The 18,522-nt window shown below is 35.3% G+C and carries 11 protein-coding genes; 1 reads left to right on the top strand and 10 read right to left on the bottom strand.

All coding sequences use genetic code 11. The features are described 5' to 3' along the window. Positions 1–42 precede the first annotated feature (42 nt). Together THEBR_RS00755 and THEBR_RS00750 are read right to left on the bottom strand one after the other, a co-directional pair. Entirely contained in the window at positions 43–1,086 is a 1,044-nt protein-coding gene (locus THEBR_RS00755; protein ID WP_011025138.1) for an IS30 family transposase, read from the bottom strand. Between the two features lie 261 nt (positions 1,087–1,347). Beyond that, the gene (locus THEBR_RS00750) at positions 1,348–2,949 is read right to left on the bottom strand and encodes a CTP synthase (RefSeq protein ID WP_012268893.1); all 1,602 of its coding nucleotides are present in this window, start codon (positions 2,947–2,949) and stop codon (positions 1,348–1,350) included. Positions 2,950–3,308: 359 nt separating this feature from the next. Here THEBR_RS00750 and THEBR_RS00745 point away from each other — a divergent pair, with 359 nt between their 5' ends. Further along, the gene (locus THEBR_RS00745) at positions 3,309–4,127 is read left to right on the top strand and encodes a histidinol-phosphatase (RefSeq protein ID WP_012268892.1); all 819 of its coding nucleotides are present in this window, start codon (positions 3,309–3,311) and stop codon (positions 4,125–4,127) included. A 48-nt stretch (positions 4,128–4,175) separates the two neighbouring features. On the opposite strand, the gene serA is transcribed toward THEBR_RS00745, so the two are convergent. From serA to ltrA, 8 genes are all read right to left on the bottom strand, one after another. After that, the gene (gene serA / locus THEBR_RS00740) at positions 4,176–5,771 is read right to left on the bottom strand and encodes a phosphoglycerate dehydrogenase (protein WP_012268891.1); all 1,596 of its coding nucleotides are present in this window, start codon (positions 5,769–5,771) and stop codon (positions 4,176–4,178) included. Between the two features lie 13 nt (positions 5,772–5,784). Beyond that, positions 5,785–6,867 (bottom strand): pyridoxal-phosphate-dependent aminotransferase family protein, encoded by a 1,083-nt coding sequence (locus THEBR_RS00735; protein WP_012268890.1) that lies wholly within the window; start codon positions 6,865–6,867, stop codon positions 5,785–5,787. A 203-nt stretch (positions 6,868–7,070) separates the two neighbouring features. Continuing rightward, positions 7,071–12,401, bottom strand: coding sequence for an SH3 domain-containing protein (locus THEBR_RS00730; protein WP_012268889.1), 5,331 nt, complete (start codon positions 12,399–12,401; stop codon positions 7,071–7,073). Between the two features lie 449 nt (positions 12,402–12,850). Further along, on the bottom strand, positions 12,851–13,777 hold the full coding sequence (thrB, locus tag THEBR_RS00725) for a homoserine kinase (protein ID WP_012268888.1): 927 nt from the start codon (positions 13,775–13,777) through the stop codon (positions 12,851–12,853). Next, positions 13,767–14,822 (bottom strand): threonine synthase, encoded by a 1,056-nt coding sequence (thrC, locus tag THEBR_RS00720; protein ID WP_009052114.1) that lies wholly within the window; start codon positions 14,820–14,822, stop codon positions 13,767–13,769. Before thrC ends, thrB begins: the two co-directional genes overlap by 11 nt. Positions 14,823–14,825: 3 nt before the next feature. Further along, complete coding sequence (locus tag THEBR_RS00715) at positions 14,826–16,082, bottom strand: homoserine dehydrogenase (RefSeq protein ID WP_012268887.1); 1,257 nt, start codon at positions 16,080–16,082, stop codon at positions 14,826–14,828. 12 nt (positions 16,083–16,094) lie between these two features. Continuing rightward, positions 16,095–16,535 carry an ACT domain-containing protein gene (locus THEBR_RS00710; protein WP_003867580.1) on the bottom strand — a complete coding sequence of 147 codons (441 nt, stop codon included), beginning with the start codon at positions 16,533–16,535 and terminating at the stop codon, positions 16,095–16,097. 239 nt (positions 16,536–16,774) lie between these two features. Continuing rightward, entirely contained in the window at positions 16,775–18,187 is a 1,413-nt protein-coding gene (ltrA, locus tag THEBR_RS00705) for a group II intron reverse transcriptase/maturase (RefSeq protein WP_012268886.1), read from the bottom strand. Positions 18,188–18,522: the final 335 nt, after the last annotated feature.

Here is an 18,522-nt window from a genome sequence, read left to right as displayed (position 1 = left end):
TGACAAATCACGAACGAGCTCTAAACTTTATAATGGATGGGCTTAACAGATTTTTGCCAGCTCTTCATAAAAGTATTCCTTAGGCGTTTTGTAATTTAACAATTTTCGTGGAAGGTTATTAAGCCAGTTTTCTACTCTCTTTATCGTATCTATAGATAAATCTTTAATACTTTTACCTTTAGGGATGAAACGTCGTATAAGACCGTTATGTCGTTCATTTGTAGCTCTTTCCCAAGATGAATATGGATGTGTATAATATACTTCTACGCCATATTCTAAAAGAGCACTTTCTAAATCACTAAACTCTGTACCATTATCAGATGTTATTGTTTTAAAGACCTTGCTTAAATTGTCACCAAACATATCTTTTAATTTTGATAATGCATCTTTAACAGATTTATTGTCTTTTGCATCTAATAAGAATATTATTTCATGGCGAGTCTTACGCTCTATTAATGTTAAAAGGACCTTGTCATTAGATTTCTTGCCAATTAACGTATCTATTTCCCAATGCCCAAAAACTTCACGGCTTTCAACTTCTTTAGGCCTAAAATCAATACTTTTACCCATAATACGTTTATTTTTACGATTTTGTTTCTTTCTTGGTTTTAAACGTAGTTTTAAAGGTAAATCAATGTTTTTAACTTTTAATAATCCTCTATCTATATAGTTGTACAGTGTTTTAGTACAAACAATAGTTTTATTATTCCAGCTTGGGTCTTTTTTACAATAGCCTACAACTGCATCTGGTGACCATTTTTCATTTAATATTTTATTTTCAGCATATTTCAAAAAATCTTCTGCTTTAGCTACTTTAAATTTAGCTCCGCAATTTGAGCGATTTTTTTCGTAGATAGCTTGACCGGTTTCAGGAAAATAGCTTGTATAAGAAGATAAATCACTTCTAAGTTGTGTAGTAGTTCCACGTTTAATTTCACGGCTTATAGTGCTTGGAGATCGATTAAGTTTTTTAGCAATATACCGAATACTTCTTCCTTCTTTGAGTAATGCATAGATTTCTCCTCGTTCATAGCTACTTAAGTGTTTAAAAGAACGCTTTTTTGTGGTATCATTATTATGAACCATAGTGAAAATCCTCCTTGTATGATGTTTAGTTGACACCTATATCATACACGATTTTCACTATGGTTTCTATTCTTTTATCTGTTGCATTTAATTATACAACTAACCCCCCTTTTTTTATTTATAATTTGCAAATAAATTTTTCAACTCATCAGTTGTATTTTATTTACTTTTATATATATATTTTCGGATTTATTAGCTAATTGTTTAAATACCTATTTCACATATAAATTATGGGGTACAATCATCTTACCCCCACAAAAATTACCCTTTAATCTTTAATATAGCCCCTATAAAATCCCTAAACAGAGGATGAGGTTTTAAAGGCCTTGATTTAAACTCTGGATGAAACTGGGATGCTACAAAATAAGGATGGTCCTTTAATTCTATTATTTCCACCAACCGTTCATCAGGAGAAAGTCCTGAAAGTACAAGGCCTTTTGAAGTTAAAAGTTCTCTGTATTGGTTATTAAATTCATACCTATGTCTATGCCTTTCATATACTAATTCGTCTTGATAAGCCTGATAAGCTTTTGTACCTTCAATCACTTTGCAAGGATACACTCCTAATCTCATGGTACCGCCTTTTTCATCTATATCTTTTTGTTCAGGCATAAGGTCTATTACAGGATAGGAAGTATTTGGGTCAAATTCTGTAGAATTAGCTCCTTTTAGTCCTGCTACATTTCTTGCAAATTCTATTACAGCGCATTGCATACCAAGACACAATCCAAGATAAGGGATTTTGTTTTCCCTTGCATATTGTATAGCTCTTATCTTCCCTTCAACGCCTCTATCGCCAAATCCTCCAGGCACTAATATACCGTCTGCACCTTTTAAAAGTGTTTCTACTGTCTCATCATTCACATGCTCTGCATTTACCCATCTTATATTCACAGCAGCGCTATGATAAACCCCTGCGTGTTTTAATGCCTCTACCACACTTATATATGCATCATGAAGGTCTACATACTTACCTACTAACGCTACTTCTACCTCTTTTATGGGATTTTTTTCTCTTTCTACATATTCTCTCCACTCTTTTAAATCCGATTGGCCAAGGGGCAAATTTAATCTTCTTAGCACATATTCATCTACTTTTTGCTTTTCGAATTCCAATGGTACTTCATAAATTGATTCTACATCTCTATTCTCTATAACCGCTTCTACATCTACATTGCAAAAAAGAGCGATTTTTTCTTTTAAGTCCTGCGTTAGAGAAAGTTCTGTTCTGCATACAATCATATCCGGTTGAATACCTATTGACCTTAATTCTTTAACGCTATGTTGAGTAGGTTTTGTTTTTAATTCCCCTGTATTACCAAGATGAGGTACTAATGTGACGTGGATAAACATAACATTGTCTTTACCTTGTTCAATTGCTACTTGTCTTATAGCTTCAAGGAAAGGAAGGCTTTCTATGTCTCCTACTGTTCCGCCAATTTCTGTTATTACTACGTCCACATTTTTTTCTTTTGCAACTCTGTATACTCTTTCTTTAATTTCGTTCGTTATGTGAGGTATCACTTGCACTGTGGCACCAAGATAATCCCCTTTTCTCTCTTTTGTGATGACAGACCAATACACTTTACCTGCAGTTACATTGCTATTTTTGGTAAGGTTAATGTCTATAAACCTCTCATAATGGCCAAGGTCTAAGTCTGTCTCCGCCCCATCTTCTGTAACAAAAACTTCACCATGTTGGTATGGACTCATTGTGCCGGGATCTACGTTTATATAAGGGTCAAATTTTTGAATAGCAACTGATATGCCGCGGCTTTTTAAAAGCCTTCCCAATGATGCAGCAGTTATGCCTTTCCCAAGAGAGGATACAACTCCTCCTGTTACAAAAATATATTTTGTCATTATCTCACCTCTTAAGTGTATTATCGTTTTTTATGATTAATTTTTAAGTATTTTTAACCCATAAAAAAATCTCTATTTTGGAAAAATAGAGACTCGTATCCCTTTTAGATTTAAATGGATTTTTTGGTTTTTTTACAATACCGCCAGTACATAAAAAAACACCTCGTAAAAATAAATACTCATTTATTATATAGTATTTTTAGGTGATTGTAAAGAGGATGGAACCCCTCACTTCACAAAATAAAACACCTATTGTAATTATTATAACACAAGTTGCATTAGTTTTTGCAAAATATTATAATGTTTTAAGATGCTAAAGAGAAAAACGAGGATTTTGAGTTGTTTAAGGAGGAAAAATTATGGCTGCAGATTATCACGTCCACATAGAAAATGGGCCTTATACAATAGAATGGCTTAAGAAGTTCATTGATGTAGCACTACAAAAAGGTTTAACTGAGATTGGCATTTCTGAACACGAACATAGATTTAAAGAAGGGTACAATGCGTATAAAAGTGACGGTTTTAGAAGCGAATGGATAAAAAACTACATGAACCAAAACATTTCTGAGTATGTTGAATTAATTACTGAAGCAAAAGCAATGGGTTTGCCTGTAAAATTGGGCATTGAAGCGGACTACTTCCCAGGAAAAGAAAAAGAAATAAAAGAATTTATTGAACCTTATCCATGGGATTATGTTATAGGGTCTGTTCATTGGATTGAAGATTGGGGAATAGACCTTGAAGAATCTATAGAAGAGTGGAAAAGTCGTGATACTGATGAGGTTTATCTTGAGTATTTTAATATAATTGAAAAAATGGCTAAAACAGGTCTGTTCGATATTATAGGACATATTGACCTTGTAAAAATTTTTGGATTTAGGGCAAAGCCTTATACTTTTGATAAAATAAGGCAAAATATTGAGGAAATCTCTAAAACAGGTATAGTAATTGAAGTTTCTACTGCAGGGCTTAGAAAACCCGTAGGAGAAATCTATCCTTCAAAAGAAATAATGGGAATGATCAAGGAATATAATATACCTATTGTAGTAAATTCTGATGCCCATAATCCTTACGATGTGGCAAGAGATTTTGACAAAGCTTATGCTTATGTAAAATCATACGGGATAAATACTCTTTATTATTTTGAAGGGAGAAAAAGAACACCTTATAATATTTAACCTTATAATATTTAAAGGAGCAAGAAAAAACTTGCTCCTTTTTTTATATTAACCCCTTACCGCTCTTGCTTTTATTATGCTATTTAATTTATTTAGAGACTCTACTGCTTCATCAGGGATTTCTTTGTCTGTACTTACAATCATTAATGCGGTTCCATCATTTTTATTGGGGCTTACTTGCATAGTTGAGATGTTTATGCCAAAGTCTCCTAATACGTTCCCTATGTGACCTATAACCCCTGGTACATCTTTATTCTTGACAAATAGCATGTACTCCGTAGGTTCAAAATTTACTTTATGTCCCATATACTCTACAATCCTCACTTCTTCTCCGTATGTGGTTCCTGCAAATTGTGTTGTTTTGCCATTGGTATCTGTAATCTTGAGAATGATAAGGCTTGAATAGTGGTTTATTTCTTCGATTTTACCCTCTACAACTTCTATCCCCATTTCTTTTGCCCTTAATTTTGCATTTACAACACTTACATCCTCCTCTAATACAGGCTTTAAAAAGCCTTTAAGAGCATAGAGAGTAACAATATCTGTATTAGTTTTCGAAATTTCTCCTCTATATATCACTTCAACTAATCTAACAGGAGTATCATTTATTTGATAATAAAATGCTCCCATGGCTTCAGCCAATTTCATATAAGGTTTCAGCTGTGAAAATTCGTCGGATTTCACGCCGGGTAAATTTACTATATTTCCGTATAGATTACCGTTTAAAGCCGAAATTACTTCTTGAGCAATGGATATGCCTATGTTTTCTTGCGCTTCATAAGTTGAAGCTCCAAGATGAGGCGTAAAAACGACATTTGGTAGTTCAAGAAGTGGATTGTTAAAATCTTGTCGTTCTACGTTATATTTTGGTTCTACTTCAAGAACGTCTAACCCTGCTGCCGCTACAATACCCTCTTTAATGGCATTGTAAAGAGCTTTTTCATCAATGATGCCTCCTCGTGCGGCATTTACTATTCTAACTCCCTTTTTCATTTTTTTGAACTCTTTTTCGCTGAGCATTTTTTTGGTCTCTTCCGTTTTCGGAAGGTGAATTGTTATAAAGTCTGATTGCTGAAGCAATTCATCTAAAGTAACTTTTTCCACACCGTATTTTTCAAAACGGCTATCAGGCATATAAGGGTCGTAAGCAATTACTCTCATGTTGAATGCTGCCAACCTTGCAGCAACAAGGGAACCGATTCGACCCAAACCTATTATGCCTACAGTTTTTCCGTTCAATTCAACGCCTTTGAATTTATCCCTTCTAAAGTCTCCATTAAGACCAGCATGATATGCCTGCGGTATATTTCTGGCTATAGCCAGCATAAGGCCAATGGTCAATTCTGCAGCAGCTACAGTATTTCCAGCAGGAGTATTTACAACAAGAATTCCTTTTTCAGTAGCTGCTGTCACATCAATGTTGTCAACGCCATTTCCCGCACGACCTACGACTTTTAATCTTTCACCTTTTTCGATAAGTTCTCTATCTACTTTTGTAGCACTTCTGACAATAATGGCGTCATAATCTTTAATAATTTCTAAAAGCTCATCTCTTGAAATATTAGTTTTCACGTCTACGTCAGCGTGTTTTTTTAGATATTCAATGCCATTTTCTGATATTTTCTCTGTGACAATTATCCTCAAGTTATATCCCTCCTTACCACTCTGTTGCGTCTTTCAACGCCTCAAGAGTTTTAGTAAGCATTTCTTCAGTCACATAACCCATGTGACCTATTCTTATAATTTTCCCTTTTAAAGGTCCTTGCCCTCCTGTTATTAATACCCCATGTTTTTCTTTCATGTGGCTTATAATCTCTGATGCTTTGTATTTTTCAGGAACTTTTATAGCAGTTATTAAATCAGAAGCTATGTCTTCTTCTGGCAGCAGTTCTAGCCCCAAATTCTTTACGTATTCTCTCACTCTTTTCCCATAGTTGGCTTGCCTTTTGTATACATTATCCAGTCCAAATTCCAAAATCATATTTGTCGCTTTTGCTACAGCCATTATTGTAGAGACAGCAGGAGTAGCAGGAGTATCGGGGTTGGGCTTTAAAACGCCTTCTTTCGCTTTTTTTAAGTTAAAATAATATTTTGGAAGATTAGAAGTCTCCGCCATTTTCCATGCTCTTTCACTTAAAGCGACAAAGCTAAGTCCAGGAGGCGACATAAGGCATTTTTGAGAACAGGTTATTACTGCATCAATACCCCACTCGTCCATTTCAAGGGGTATACCACCTAACGAGCTTACAGCATCAACGACAATTGCTACCCCGTATTTATTAGCAATTTTTGCAATTTCTTTTACGTTATTTGTAACTCCTGTGGAAGTTTCATTATGGGTAACTAAAAGGGCTTTGTAATTGCCATTTTTTAATTTATCTTCTAATACGTCAAGGTCTACGGCGTTTCCCCAGCCAAAGTCTTGAAGTTCTGCATCAAGGCCATAAGCTCTTGCTATATCATAAAATCTTTCTCCAAAATAACCTATACTGGCGACTAATACTTTATCTCCCGTGGAAAAAAGATTTGCAATGACAGCTTCCATTCCACCTGTTCCTGATGAGGTCAACGTGATAACTTCATTTTTAGTTTTAAATATTTCTTTTAAATTTTTATTGAGATTAGAAAATAATTCATAAAAATCTTCCGTTCTATGGTGTAAAGGTTGTGCACCCGCAACTTTTTTTACATCTTCCGGCACCATTGTAGGCCCTGGTGTCATCAATATCATTTCTTTCATTTTATCACTCCTTGTTACTAGATGTATATTTAATATGATAAATCAATAAAGTAAAAAATGCAATAGTAAAAAATACATTTGTCTATTATACAAAGACATTGTTAGAAAAATAACGATTCCTTATAGGCAAACATCAAAATTTTTAGATTCCTCTGTTTTAAAAAAATAGCAAAGCCGCTAACTCGGCTTTGCTATCTTCTCATTCATTTTGTATATTTGGCATATACGTATCCGAATCCACCCTTATACAATATCTTATACCAACCATTGTATTCTCCAACTACTTTCAGTTCTGCCCCATAAGGAACTACTCCTAATTTTGCTGCGCTTGTAGAATTGCTAACTCTCACATTCAGTCCACTTTTAGCAGTGACTTTTACAGTTTTTATGATAGTTACATCAGATGAACTTGATATCACATCAACATATTTTCCATATATATACCCTATCTTGCCATTGTAATTTATCTTATACCATCCATTCACTTCCTCGAGCAGTGTTACTACTGTACCTTTAGAAAGTGTTCCTATAACTTTTGTTGAAGTGCTCGCTTCCTCTCTTACGTTAAGAACCGAAGCTGTAACCCTTCCAGTCTTTACTTCAGAAGAGCTTGGCATTACAGTAACATATACTCCATATATATACCCTGTCTTGCCATTGTAATTTATCTTATACCATCCATTCACTTCCTCGAGCAGTGTTACTACTGTACCACGAGGAAGCACTCCTATCACCTTTGTGGAAGTACTTGCTCCTTCTCTTACATTGAGAGCTAATGCTTTTACAACGCCTTGAAGTTGCGGTTTCTCTTTTACTGTTACATTTACAGATATTGTTTTCCCACCATAATTTATATTAATTACAGTAGTACCTTTTTTGACCCCCTTCACAAGCCCTTTATCTACTGTAGCAATACTTGTGTCTTTAGAGGTATAATTGGCATCTTTTGTTATATCTTTCTCTGTACCATCAGAATATATTCCTGTAACTTTCATCTGGTAAGTTCCATCTATTTGTACTTCTATTAACAATGGCTGAACTATTATATCTCTAAGTACAGCTTCAGTAACTTTAATTGGAACCTCAAAAGAGCTACCTGAATATTCAACTTTAAGTATTGTATTACCTTTCGCAAGTCCTTTAACAACTCCATTGTTGTATTCAGCAATAGTTTTATCTGCTACTGTATATTTTGCAGATTGTGTCACCTCTATTTTTTCACCGTTTGAAAGAATACTGTAAACTTTAATAGCTGACGTCAAACCTGCTGGAACTTCTATAGAAGATGGTTGTACTTCTATTCCCTCTTGTACTGGAGCTACAACTTTAACTTTTATTTCCACAGTTTTATTTTGATACATTGCAGTTACTGTCGTTTCACCTTGTTTTATACCTTTTACAGTTCCATCAGCTTCTACTTTTGCAATGCTTTCATCTGCTGATTCAAATCTTACTTTATTTGTCACATCTACTGTCCTATCTTTAAACTCAGCAGTAATAGCTACTTTTGCTGTTTTACCTGCTGGTATTTCAATTTGATTTGGCTCAGCAGCAACCGAAACTAAATCTACATTTTCAAGAGGCACTTTAATCTGATTTCCTTCATAAGTTAGCATAGCGTAATTTTCTACTTCAGAAGTATATACCCTTGCAGTTATTTTAACTTCTGCAGTATTCATTGCTTCATCTATTGCTTTTATCAAAATAAAAGTATCGCCTTCTCTGCTAAGAGATATTTTTTCCGCAAAAGTATCGTCAAAAGTCGTATAATCGTCTGCCTCTTTGTTGCTCTTCATGTTGCCATTTATATAAAGTTTATACCCAAATCCTGTATCATGTACATTTCCACTAATAATAAGGCTTATATCATTCGGCGAAATATAACCTTTAAGATTCTTTGTATCTAAAGTAATTTCAGGAGTTGTAGTGTCTATATAAATTGGCACTTCAAATTCTGTTTTGTGCTCATGAGTTGATGGATCATTTTCATTATATAAATGATCAATTGCAAGGAATTGTATCTTTTGTCTTCCATCACTGTCAAAGTGTACTGTTGTCTTGAAATTGTTGTTTTCGTCAACTGGCACTAATTCACCATTAATATAAAGTTTACCCATAAACGTTGTCTCATCTTGTATATTCCCTGAAACAACAATATCTCTCGTATTAATTATTTCTCCTACCTGTGGTTCAACTACATTGATTACAGGTCCAAAATTATCTTTTATGTCGCTATTAAATGCAATGCATCCATTTTGCCCTATTGTGGTTTCAGAAACATTTCCTGCATAATCTACTCCCACTACAGCAATAAATGTATAGCGATATGGAATTGAAACGTCTGCTACATTTGCATCACTTGGTAATGCTTTTGCTTCCACATTTGTAACATTTCCTGTTATAGGATCAATCTTACCAGTAAGTATAATATAAGAATCTATTCCTGAACCTTCATCCTGACCTCCCCATTCAATTGTAGCCTTCCCATTAGAAATATATATGTCTTTCAAGTAGCCATATTGATCAATGTAGTCTTTATTTATCATAACCTCAGGAGCTATTGTATCAACTTTAACAGGCATTTCAAGAAGTTGTGTCTTAGCATTTGGATAATCTATCTTTGATTCAAAACACATATAATACTGCCCATCAGGGGCTACTTCAAATTCTCCCGTTGCGGGGTTAAATGCTGTACCATCCCATATCCAAGAATCAGAAATTCTCGCCATAGAAGTTGCTGCTACATTCTTTCTTATATACTCTTCTTGAGTTATCTCTCTTATTACATTTCCATTCTCATCTACAACACTTACTTTAAATTCTCTTGCATTTCTTAAGAAGGAAAGCACTGGTTGTACAAAGTCAAATACACCATCGCCATTAGGAGATATAGCAATTGTAGATGGATCAGGTGTTTTACTACCAAGATTTCCTAAGAAATATAATTCATTGTTTATAACTCCTGCCATACCTGTAAGTCCATAATAAGTGTCATCCTCATAAAGAGGTGAATCTATAATTCTCGGCTCATCCCAACTGCCATAAAAAGCTGTATAAGGTACACTTAACTTTGGAAGGCTGCTGTCCTGGGGAATAAAGCTTAAAAATCCTTCTGCAAAAATATTTTGTAGCGCATTTTGTGGAATTATCAGTGTGACATTTACAGTCGCTTGTCCGTTTGCAGGCACTGTCACAGTATCTTTGTCAAATTTAACCGTCGCCCCTGTAAGGGTTGTTGTTTCGGCAAAGTTAAATCCCCAAAGAACATAATCTGTCAAAACTCCATACTCATCTTTCAAGTTATACGTAACATCGCTATTGCTGTGATTTTTAAGAATCAATGTAAATGTTACACTATTTCCAATACTGCCAAGGGCAATACCGGCTTTTCCATTTGCATCTGTAATTGTAACAGGTGTCTCAATTGCCTTATCTATTTGAATCATACCTGCTCCTTGTTGTCTCGGTGAATAAGGCTTAGGACTTCTTAAGATTTTACCTGTATAAGGAGCAGCATTGTCGTTTGTATCAATTATAACTTTAGCTGTATTCATTGCCATTATTTTAGCCATTTCAACAAAATCTCTGCCATTTTCAAATTTCAATTCGCCTTTAGCAACCCTCTCTTTAAGAACTTCTGCAATTAACGCCATCGCACCTGCCACATAAGGAGATGACATAGAAGTACCGCTCATTAAGCCATAAGAATCTTTGTTAAGTGTTGAATATATTCCGCCGCCAGGTGCCATTATTTCTGGTTTAAAGTCAAAGCTTGGTGTGACACCCCATGAAGAAAAGTCTGTTACATTGTCTCCAGGAGGAGTTCCTAAATTATTAGTCGCTATAGCACCATCAAATTTTACTGTAACTTTTTGCCCTTGATCTAACAAGGCTTTAATTGCAAGACCTGCATCTTTTAAAATAGACACAGAAGGAATTTTTGTACCTTCTCCTAAAGCCATTGATATTGTCCCTGTAGTGTTGTTGTAAATTATTGCAGCTACTGCGCCAGCATTTTGTGCATTTATTGTCTTTGCGTTAAATGTAATAGAGCCTCTTGAAATAAGAGCAACTTTGCCTGATACATCTTTGCCTTGGAAATCCTCAGGCTTACCTAATCCGCAGTATACTACCTCATATTCCCCTTTTAATACATCTGCAGGGTCAATAGGGTCATGGTCTGAAGGACTTCCTACAGAGTATACTACTTTGTCAAATCCTTGTGGTGCAGGATTTACAGAAAAGCTTTTTCCTGTAAGTCCAGGATTTATAGAAGCAGCTACTTGAATAGCATCAAGCCACAATCCAGGCGAACCGACAGTTCCTATATCTGGATCCATTGCATATGGATAAAATTCTGCGCTCGTCGAATAACTGGAGTTACCAGCTGAAACGACAACTATCACGCCATTGTCAACTGCATTTTTTATTGCAACATGCTCAGGATCATCAGGACGCACAAAACCCGCTGTTGAACCAAGGCTCATGTTTATGACATCTGCTCCAAAGGCAACTGCATGGTCAATACCTGCTACTATATCGTCTGAAAAAGCTGATGGGAAATTGGGATTGTTTGTAAATACCTTTTCTACTATGAGCTGCGCTTCAGGTGCAACACCTTTAATATTACCATTTGCTGCAATAATTCCCGCAACGTGTTGTCCATGCATTGACTGTGTAGCACCTATGTCTATAATTTCATCATTGTTGTCTGCCCAGTTCCAACCAACTGGCACTTTTTCTGTGAAATATTTATAAGGAAGGCCTGTCTGAGCTGCTATTTGCTGCACTTTTTCCTTAGTCAATTTCACCCGATTTGGGTCTGCAACTTTCATATCCTGATGTCTATAATCTATTCCTGTATCTATAACTGCTACAACCATTCCTTCCCCTTTATACCCTAATTCATTCCACACAGTAGGAGCATTTGTTGAATAAACTGCCGATGTCATATCAAGGAAATACTCATTTGCAATTCTTACATCCTTTACTCCTGGTAATAGCTTAATTTTTTCTATATCTTTGACTTTTACTTCGCCGCTTATGCCATTTATTGCTGTTTTATAAATATGTCTTACCTTAAAGTTAAAATTTTTAGTTAATTCATTTTTTACTTGATTTTGCTGTTGAGCAATTTTATTTAATATATTTGCTTTTTCAGTTTCTGCTAAAGTTTTAAGAGTTTTGTTAGCTTTTAAAGCATAAGATGCAACGCTGTCTTGTTGTAATTCTATAATAACTCTTACTGTCTCATCGGGAGAATATTTTTCAATTTCTTGCTGAGCGTCCTCTCCTAAATTTTGTATTTCTTTTCCCAGACGCTCTGCAATTTTTGATTTACTCTGATAAGGTTGAAAATTTTGTTTAAAGTTATCCTGAGCAATTTGCTTTAAAAGATTGTAATCGACCTTTAAGAAATCAATTATAAGTTTCGAATACTCTGATGTAGGTATTTGTTGTGAATAGCCAAAAGTACCAAAAGCACTAAATACTAAAGTAAAAACAACAAGAAAAACAAGAAACTTTTTGGCCATAAAATCTTAACCCCCTTGCAACCCCTTTTGTATTTGTTTCGACAAAAATCTATCCTTTTCCCCTTTCATCCCCCCCATTCTATAAACTATCTATTTCTAAGGGAACAAGCCCTTAATGCATTATAAACATTCTATTCAATATTATTCTATATAAATCATTTTTTTCCTTCTTGAGGATACTAATTTTTTTATTTATAAAATTATAATATTGCAAGAATTTATTCATTTTCACTAAAACCAAAAAGTTTCCACATATACTACATATGACCTATATATAACTAAAATATTTTAAAATTTAAGTATTTATTATCTGTTTTTATTATTTTGGTAAATACTTTTTGTCTCTGTTTTCCATCCCAGTAATAAGTAAAGAAACATTTTCTATTATTTTTTAAACCTATCATACACTTATTTTAAAAAAATAAATATTATAATTAAAAAAAGCTCCTCTATATTGATAGAGAAGCCTTCAAAACTTGGGCACCGTTATTTTCGCAGTGAAGTTTATACACTCTATAGTCTATTCCCCGGTCAATATATACCTTGCTTACTTCATAAACTACTCTTTTTACCTTTTCCTCTGGACAAATAGCCATAATTGTGGGGCCTGCTCCACTTAAAAAAACAGAATAAGCACCTGCTTCTAAAGCTTTTTCAAAACAGGCATACATTTCAGGTATAAGTTTAGAGCGATATTTTTGATGTAGCATATCTTGAGAAGCAATCTTTAACAAATCGTACCTTCCACTAAACAAAGCTGCTGTTAAAAGAGAAGACCTACCTGTATTGAATACAGCATCTTTAAAATCTATTTTTTGGGGCAATATATTTCTTGCAATCTCTGTTTTTAAAAGTTTTTTGGGAGTAAAGGCAATAAATTTTAATTCTTCTTCTAATTCTTTTTTTACATAATAAGTAGTATTACCGTCAAAAACCGTTACATTCAGTCCTCCATTTAGAGCAGGAGCTACATTATCGGCATGTCCTTCCATAGAAGCCGCAAGGTCTAAAATTTCCTTATGTGTTAAAATACCCCCTGCAAGTTCATTTGCTGCTAGCATTCCGCCAATTATTGCTGCCGCACTACTTCCAAGACCACTACCTATCGGAATACCATTTTTTATCTCTATTTTTAATCCCTCATATTGTGTCTCAGTTTTTTCAAAAACTTTTTTAGCCGCTTTATAGACAAGATTATTCTCAGTTGTTTCAATTTCTTTATAGTCCTCTCCTGAAACCTCTATCAAGAGCCCTTCTTCTATAAATCCCATAGAAATTTCTGTATACAAATTTAGTGCTACTCCTATAGAGTCAAAACCGGGCCCTAAGTTTGCAGAAGAGGCTGGAACTTTTACCTTTACCATGTCACTCTCCATATAAAACTTCCTCCAATGCTTTTAGATTCGCCTCTATCGTTTTTATCTCGCCACCTAATTTAACAGCAGTATCTGGATCTTTTAATCCATTTCCCGTCAAGACACAAACAACAGATTCTCCTTCTTTAAAAAATCCTTCCTTGTATTTCTTAATAACTCCTGCAATAGAAGCTGCTGAAGCAGGCTCTGCAAAAATTCCTTCGCTCTTAGCTAAAAGCGCATAAGCCTCCAGTATTTCTTCATCTGTGACTTTGTCAATGAGTCCACCTGACTCATCTCTTGCAGCAACTGCCTTTTCCCAGCTGGCTGGATTACCTATTCGTATCGCTGTTGCAATAGTCTCAGGTTTTTCAATTACTCTGTTTTCAACTATAGGTGCAGCTCCAGCCGCCTGAAAACCTAACATTTTAGGAAGCCTCGTTATTCTTTTTGCATTATAATATTCTTTAAATCCCATCCAATAGGCTGTTATATTCCCCGCATTTCCCACAGGAAGCGCAACATAAGAAGGAGCATCTTTAAGTTCGTCACATATTTCAAAAGAAGCTGTCTTTTGTCCTTCCAACCTATATGGATTTATGGAATTAACCAGCGTTATAGGGAATTTTTGTGAAATTTCTCTGACTAATCTTAAAGCATCATCAAAGTTTCCATCTATAGCAATGACTTTAGCACCATAAGCAATGGCTTGAGCAAGCTTTCCTAAAGCAATTTTGCCGCCGGGTATAAGTACAATGCTCTTAAGTCCTGCCTTTGCTGCATAGGCAGCTGCAGAAGCAGAAGTATTTCCTGTTGAAGCACACACAACTGCATTAGAACCTTCTTCTTTTGCCTGCGACACTGCTACAGTCATGCCCCTGTCTTTAAAAGAACCTGTTGGGTTTAATCCTTCGTATTTCAGATATATTTTTATGCCTGGAAAAAGCTTTTGAAGATTTACAGCCTCATAAAGAGGTGTATTACCTTCTTTTAATGTAACTATGTTTTCCTCTTTTATTTTAGGCATAAATTCTCTATATGCTTTTATTAGACCTTCCCATCCCATTAATTATTCCCCCTCTACTCTTATGACACTTTCTATACATTCTACTTCCTTCAGATTTTGTATTTCCTCTAAGGCTTCAAATACCTTCCCTGTATTCGCAATATGAGTGATCAAAACAATCTCCGCAGTATCTCCCAAAACCCCTTTCTGCACCACAGACAAAAGACTTATTCCCTTATCTCCTAATATACCAGTAATTTTGCTCATTACGCCAGGTTTATCAAAGGCTATGAGTCTTATATAATATTTGGATACAGTATCCACAATAGGGAGAAGGTCTCCATCTTCGCACCCATTTTGAATTACAATATGGTTTTTTACATCCATTATGTCCGCAACAACTGCGCTGGCAGTAGGCATCATACCTGCACCTTGACCATAAAACATGACTTCCCCTACTGCATTTCCATCAACTAAAATAGCGTTAAAAACCCCATTTACACCGTTTAAAGGATTATCTTTCTTTATCATGACAGGATGTACCCACGCTTCTAAACGGTCTTCTTCATCAATTTTTGCGTAAGCAATGAGTTTTACATTGTACCCCAATTCTTCCGCATATTTTATGTCAGATTTAGAAATAGACTTTATACCTTTTGTGTAAATTTTTTCAGGCAAAATGAATTTGTTAAAAGCTAAAGTGGACAGTATAGCAAGTTTTCTTGCCGCATCAAAACCTTCCACGTCATCTGTCGGGTCTGCTTCTGCGTAACCCTTTTGCTGAGCCTCCTTTAAGACTTCTTCAAAGTCAAAACCTTTTTCTTTCATTTCTGTTAATATATAATTTGTAGTTCCGTTTAATATTCCTTTGATTTCGTATATTTTATTTGCCGCAAGACATTGTTTTAATGGCCTGATGATGGGAATACCACCACCAACTGATGCTTCATAGAGAAGACTTACTTTATTTTCTGTCGCAAGTTTTATTAGCTCTTTACCGTGAACTGCTATGACTTCTTTGTTTGCAGTGACAACATGCTTACCTTTTTTGAGAGCTTTTATGATATATTCTAAAGCAGGATGTTCTTTCCCCATCACTTCTACCACTACATCTATTTCTTCATCTTCTAAAATATCATTTGCATCAAAAGTTATTTTTCCCTCTGCAAGAGGTGTCCTCTTTTTATTGGGGTCTTTCACAAGTATCTTCTTTATCTCAATCTTTTCACCTATCTTTTTTTCAATGTTTTTACCGTTTTGGTTGATTAAATGAACTACACCTGTTCCAACTGTGCCAAGGCCCATTAGTCCTATCTTCATTCTCAATCCCTCTCATTCTCCTAAAATTTCTATTTTCCTAACTCCGTTTTGACTGGATAATTTCTCAAGGAAATTTTCCAAACTCATTTCCATGTACTGGGTATCAATAGAAATAGTTACGCTGGCAACCCCCATAGAAGGCATACTTTGATTTATGGTGACAACATTCCCCCTCGCATTTGCTACCACGTCCAAAATAGAAGAAAGCACTCCTGGCATATGGTCTAACACCATAGATAAAGTTATGATTTTTCCTTTGCTAAACTTAGAAAAAGGAAAAACATAATCTCTATACTTGTAAAAAGCACTGCGAGATATACCTACTTGTTTTACTGCTTCATTGATGGTTTTCACTTTGCCCGATTCTAATAATTCTTTCACTTTTAAAGTCTTTTTAAGAGAGTCCGAAAGGATTTCTTCTCTTATTATATAGAGTTTTCCATCTTCTCCCATGGATTTCACCTCCACTGTTTTTGTTGTATAAACATTACTCCATATATGGAATACATTTTATCACATTAAATTATAAAAATCAATAGCGGTTTACGTTTACTAAACAAAAAACTAATATTGAAAATTTAAAGCTCCAGGTGTACCATGGACAGCAATAATAATCGAGTAGGAGCTGAATAATTATTTTATTCAGCGTCCTCTCACACCACCGTACGTACCGTTCGGTATACGGCGGTTCATTAGGAATTGTGTACAATTAGATATCTTTGGGATAAACTCTTATAACCTATGCTTTCAAAGTATTTATTTGTAAGAGTCTTATTTAGGATTGGGCTATTGGATATTCTCCAGTAGCCTTTCCTTGTATTGGCGTATTCCCAGGCTTTTTGTTCTTCTACTCCTAGTTTTACTAGGTTATCATGCTTCGTTTTTATCTTCTTCCATTGTTTCCATATACATGCCCTTAGTCTTCGCCTTATCCATTCGTCAAGGGTTTTCATTATGCTTTTTGCGTCTGCTAATCCAAAATAGTTGACCCATCCTGTTGTTATTTGATTTAGTCTTTTTATTCTGTTTTCCATGCTTATTCCCTTGTTCCGATTGGTTATTTCTCTTACTTTTTCCTTAAACCTTTTGATGGATTTTTCATGGATTCTTATTCTTACTTCGTTTTCTTTTGTGTAGAATGAAAATCCAAGAAATTTTCTTCTCCATGGTCTATCTACAGCACTTTTTGCTTCATTGATTTTTAATTTTAATTTGCTTTCTATGAATTTCTTTATGCTCTTCATTACTCTGTTTCCTGCAGACCTGCTTTTTACATATATGTTGCAGTCATCTGCGTACCGACAGAATTTGTGTCCTCTCTTTTCAAGTTCTTTGTCTAGTTCGTCCAACATTATGTTTGCTAATAGGGGACTTAATGGCCCTCCTTGGGGTGTTCCTTCTTCTGTTGATACTTTGATTCCGTTTATCATTACTCCTGATTCTAAGTATCTTCTTATTAACTTTAGTACTCTTTTGTCTCCTATCCGCTTTTCTAGTTTGGACATTATTATGTCGTGGTTTACTCTGTCAAAGAACTTTTCTAAGTCCATATCTACAACCCATGTATATCCTTCATTTATATATGCTTCTGCGGCTTTTATTGCGTCTTTTGCACTGCGTCCTGGTCTAAATCCATAACTGCTATCAGAAAATGTATGGTTGTAGACTCTATTTAGTATTTGGGCTATTGCTTGTTGTATTAGCCTATCTAGTGCTGTAGGTATTCCTAGTAGTCTTACTCCTCCATCTGGTTTGGAAATTTCTACTCTTCGCACTGGTTGTGGTTTGTATTTCCCCTCCAGCAGTTGTTGTTTTATGGTTGCCCAGTTTTCTTTGAGATACGGTAGAAGTTCATCTACTTCCATCCCATCGACTCCATGGCTTCCTTTATTTGCAACAACGCGCTTGTATGCTGCTTCCATGTTCCCTCGTTCTACTATCATTTCAAGCATCTTGCTGGTATATCTTTGTACCTCGTTTCTTCCATCTTCCGACGCCGATGATATACTATGCACTTCCGTTGTCTTTTGAAATTCCATTTCTCTATTCAACGGATAGCCTCTTTGTTGAGTTGTCTGCAGTCTCTGCATATCTTTCGAGTCCATAAGATTTCCAAAACCTCCTAACGTTCGGTCCTTCCTTATCTATTCATGTCTAGATAAGTACTATGACCTCTGCTGACTTCTCAAGGTTCAGCCATACATCACTGCATGGGTTGTCACTTCAGATTTTACTCCCATGACTTATCCTTGAGACCTCCCCGGGTAAGAACGATAACTTTCATCTCATATATCTGCCAGATTTACTGTATGGGATTCGGGTAGTGTTGGACTTCGTTTTGTTACGCAAACTCATCCATCCCAATTCAGCCTCTTATCTGGTTCTTATTCATCAGACCGAGATTTTGCCTTAAGCTTCCTTCAGATTCCACCTCACGATG

The sequence above is a fragment of the Thermoanaerobacter brockii subsp. finnii Ako-1 genome (assembly GCF_000175295.2).
In the GTDB taxonomy this organism is placed as follows: domain Bacteria; phylum Bacillota; class Thermoanaerobacteria; order Thermoanaerobacterales; family Thermoanaerobacteraceae; genus Thermoanaerobacter; species Thermoanaerobacter pseudethanolicus.
Note: the sequence above shows the minus strand (reverse complement) of the source record. Positions and strands in the feature narration are given on the sequence as shown.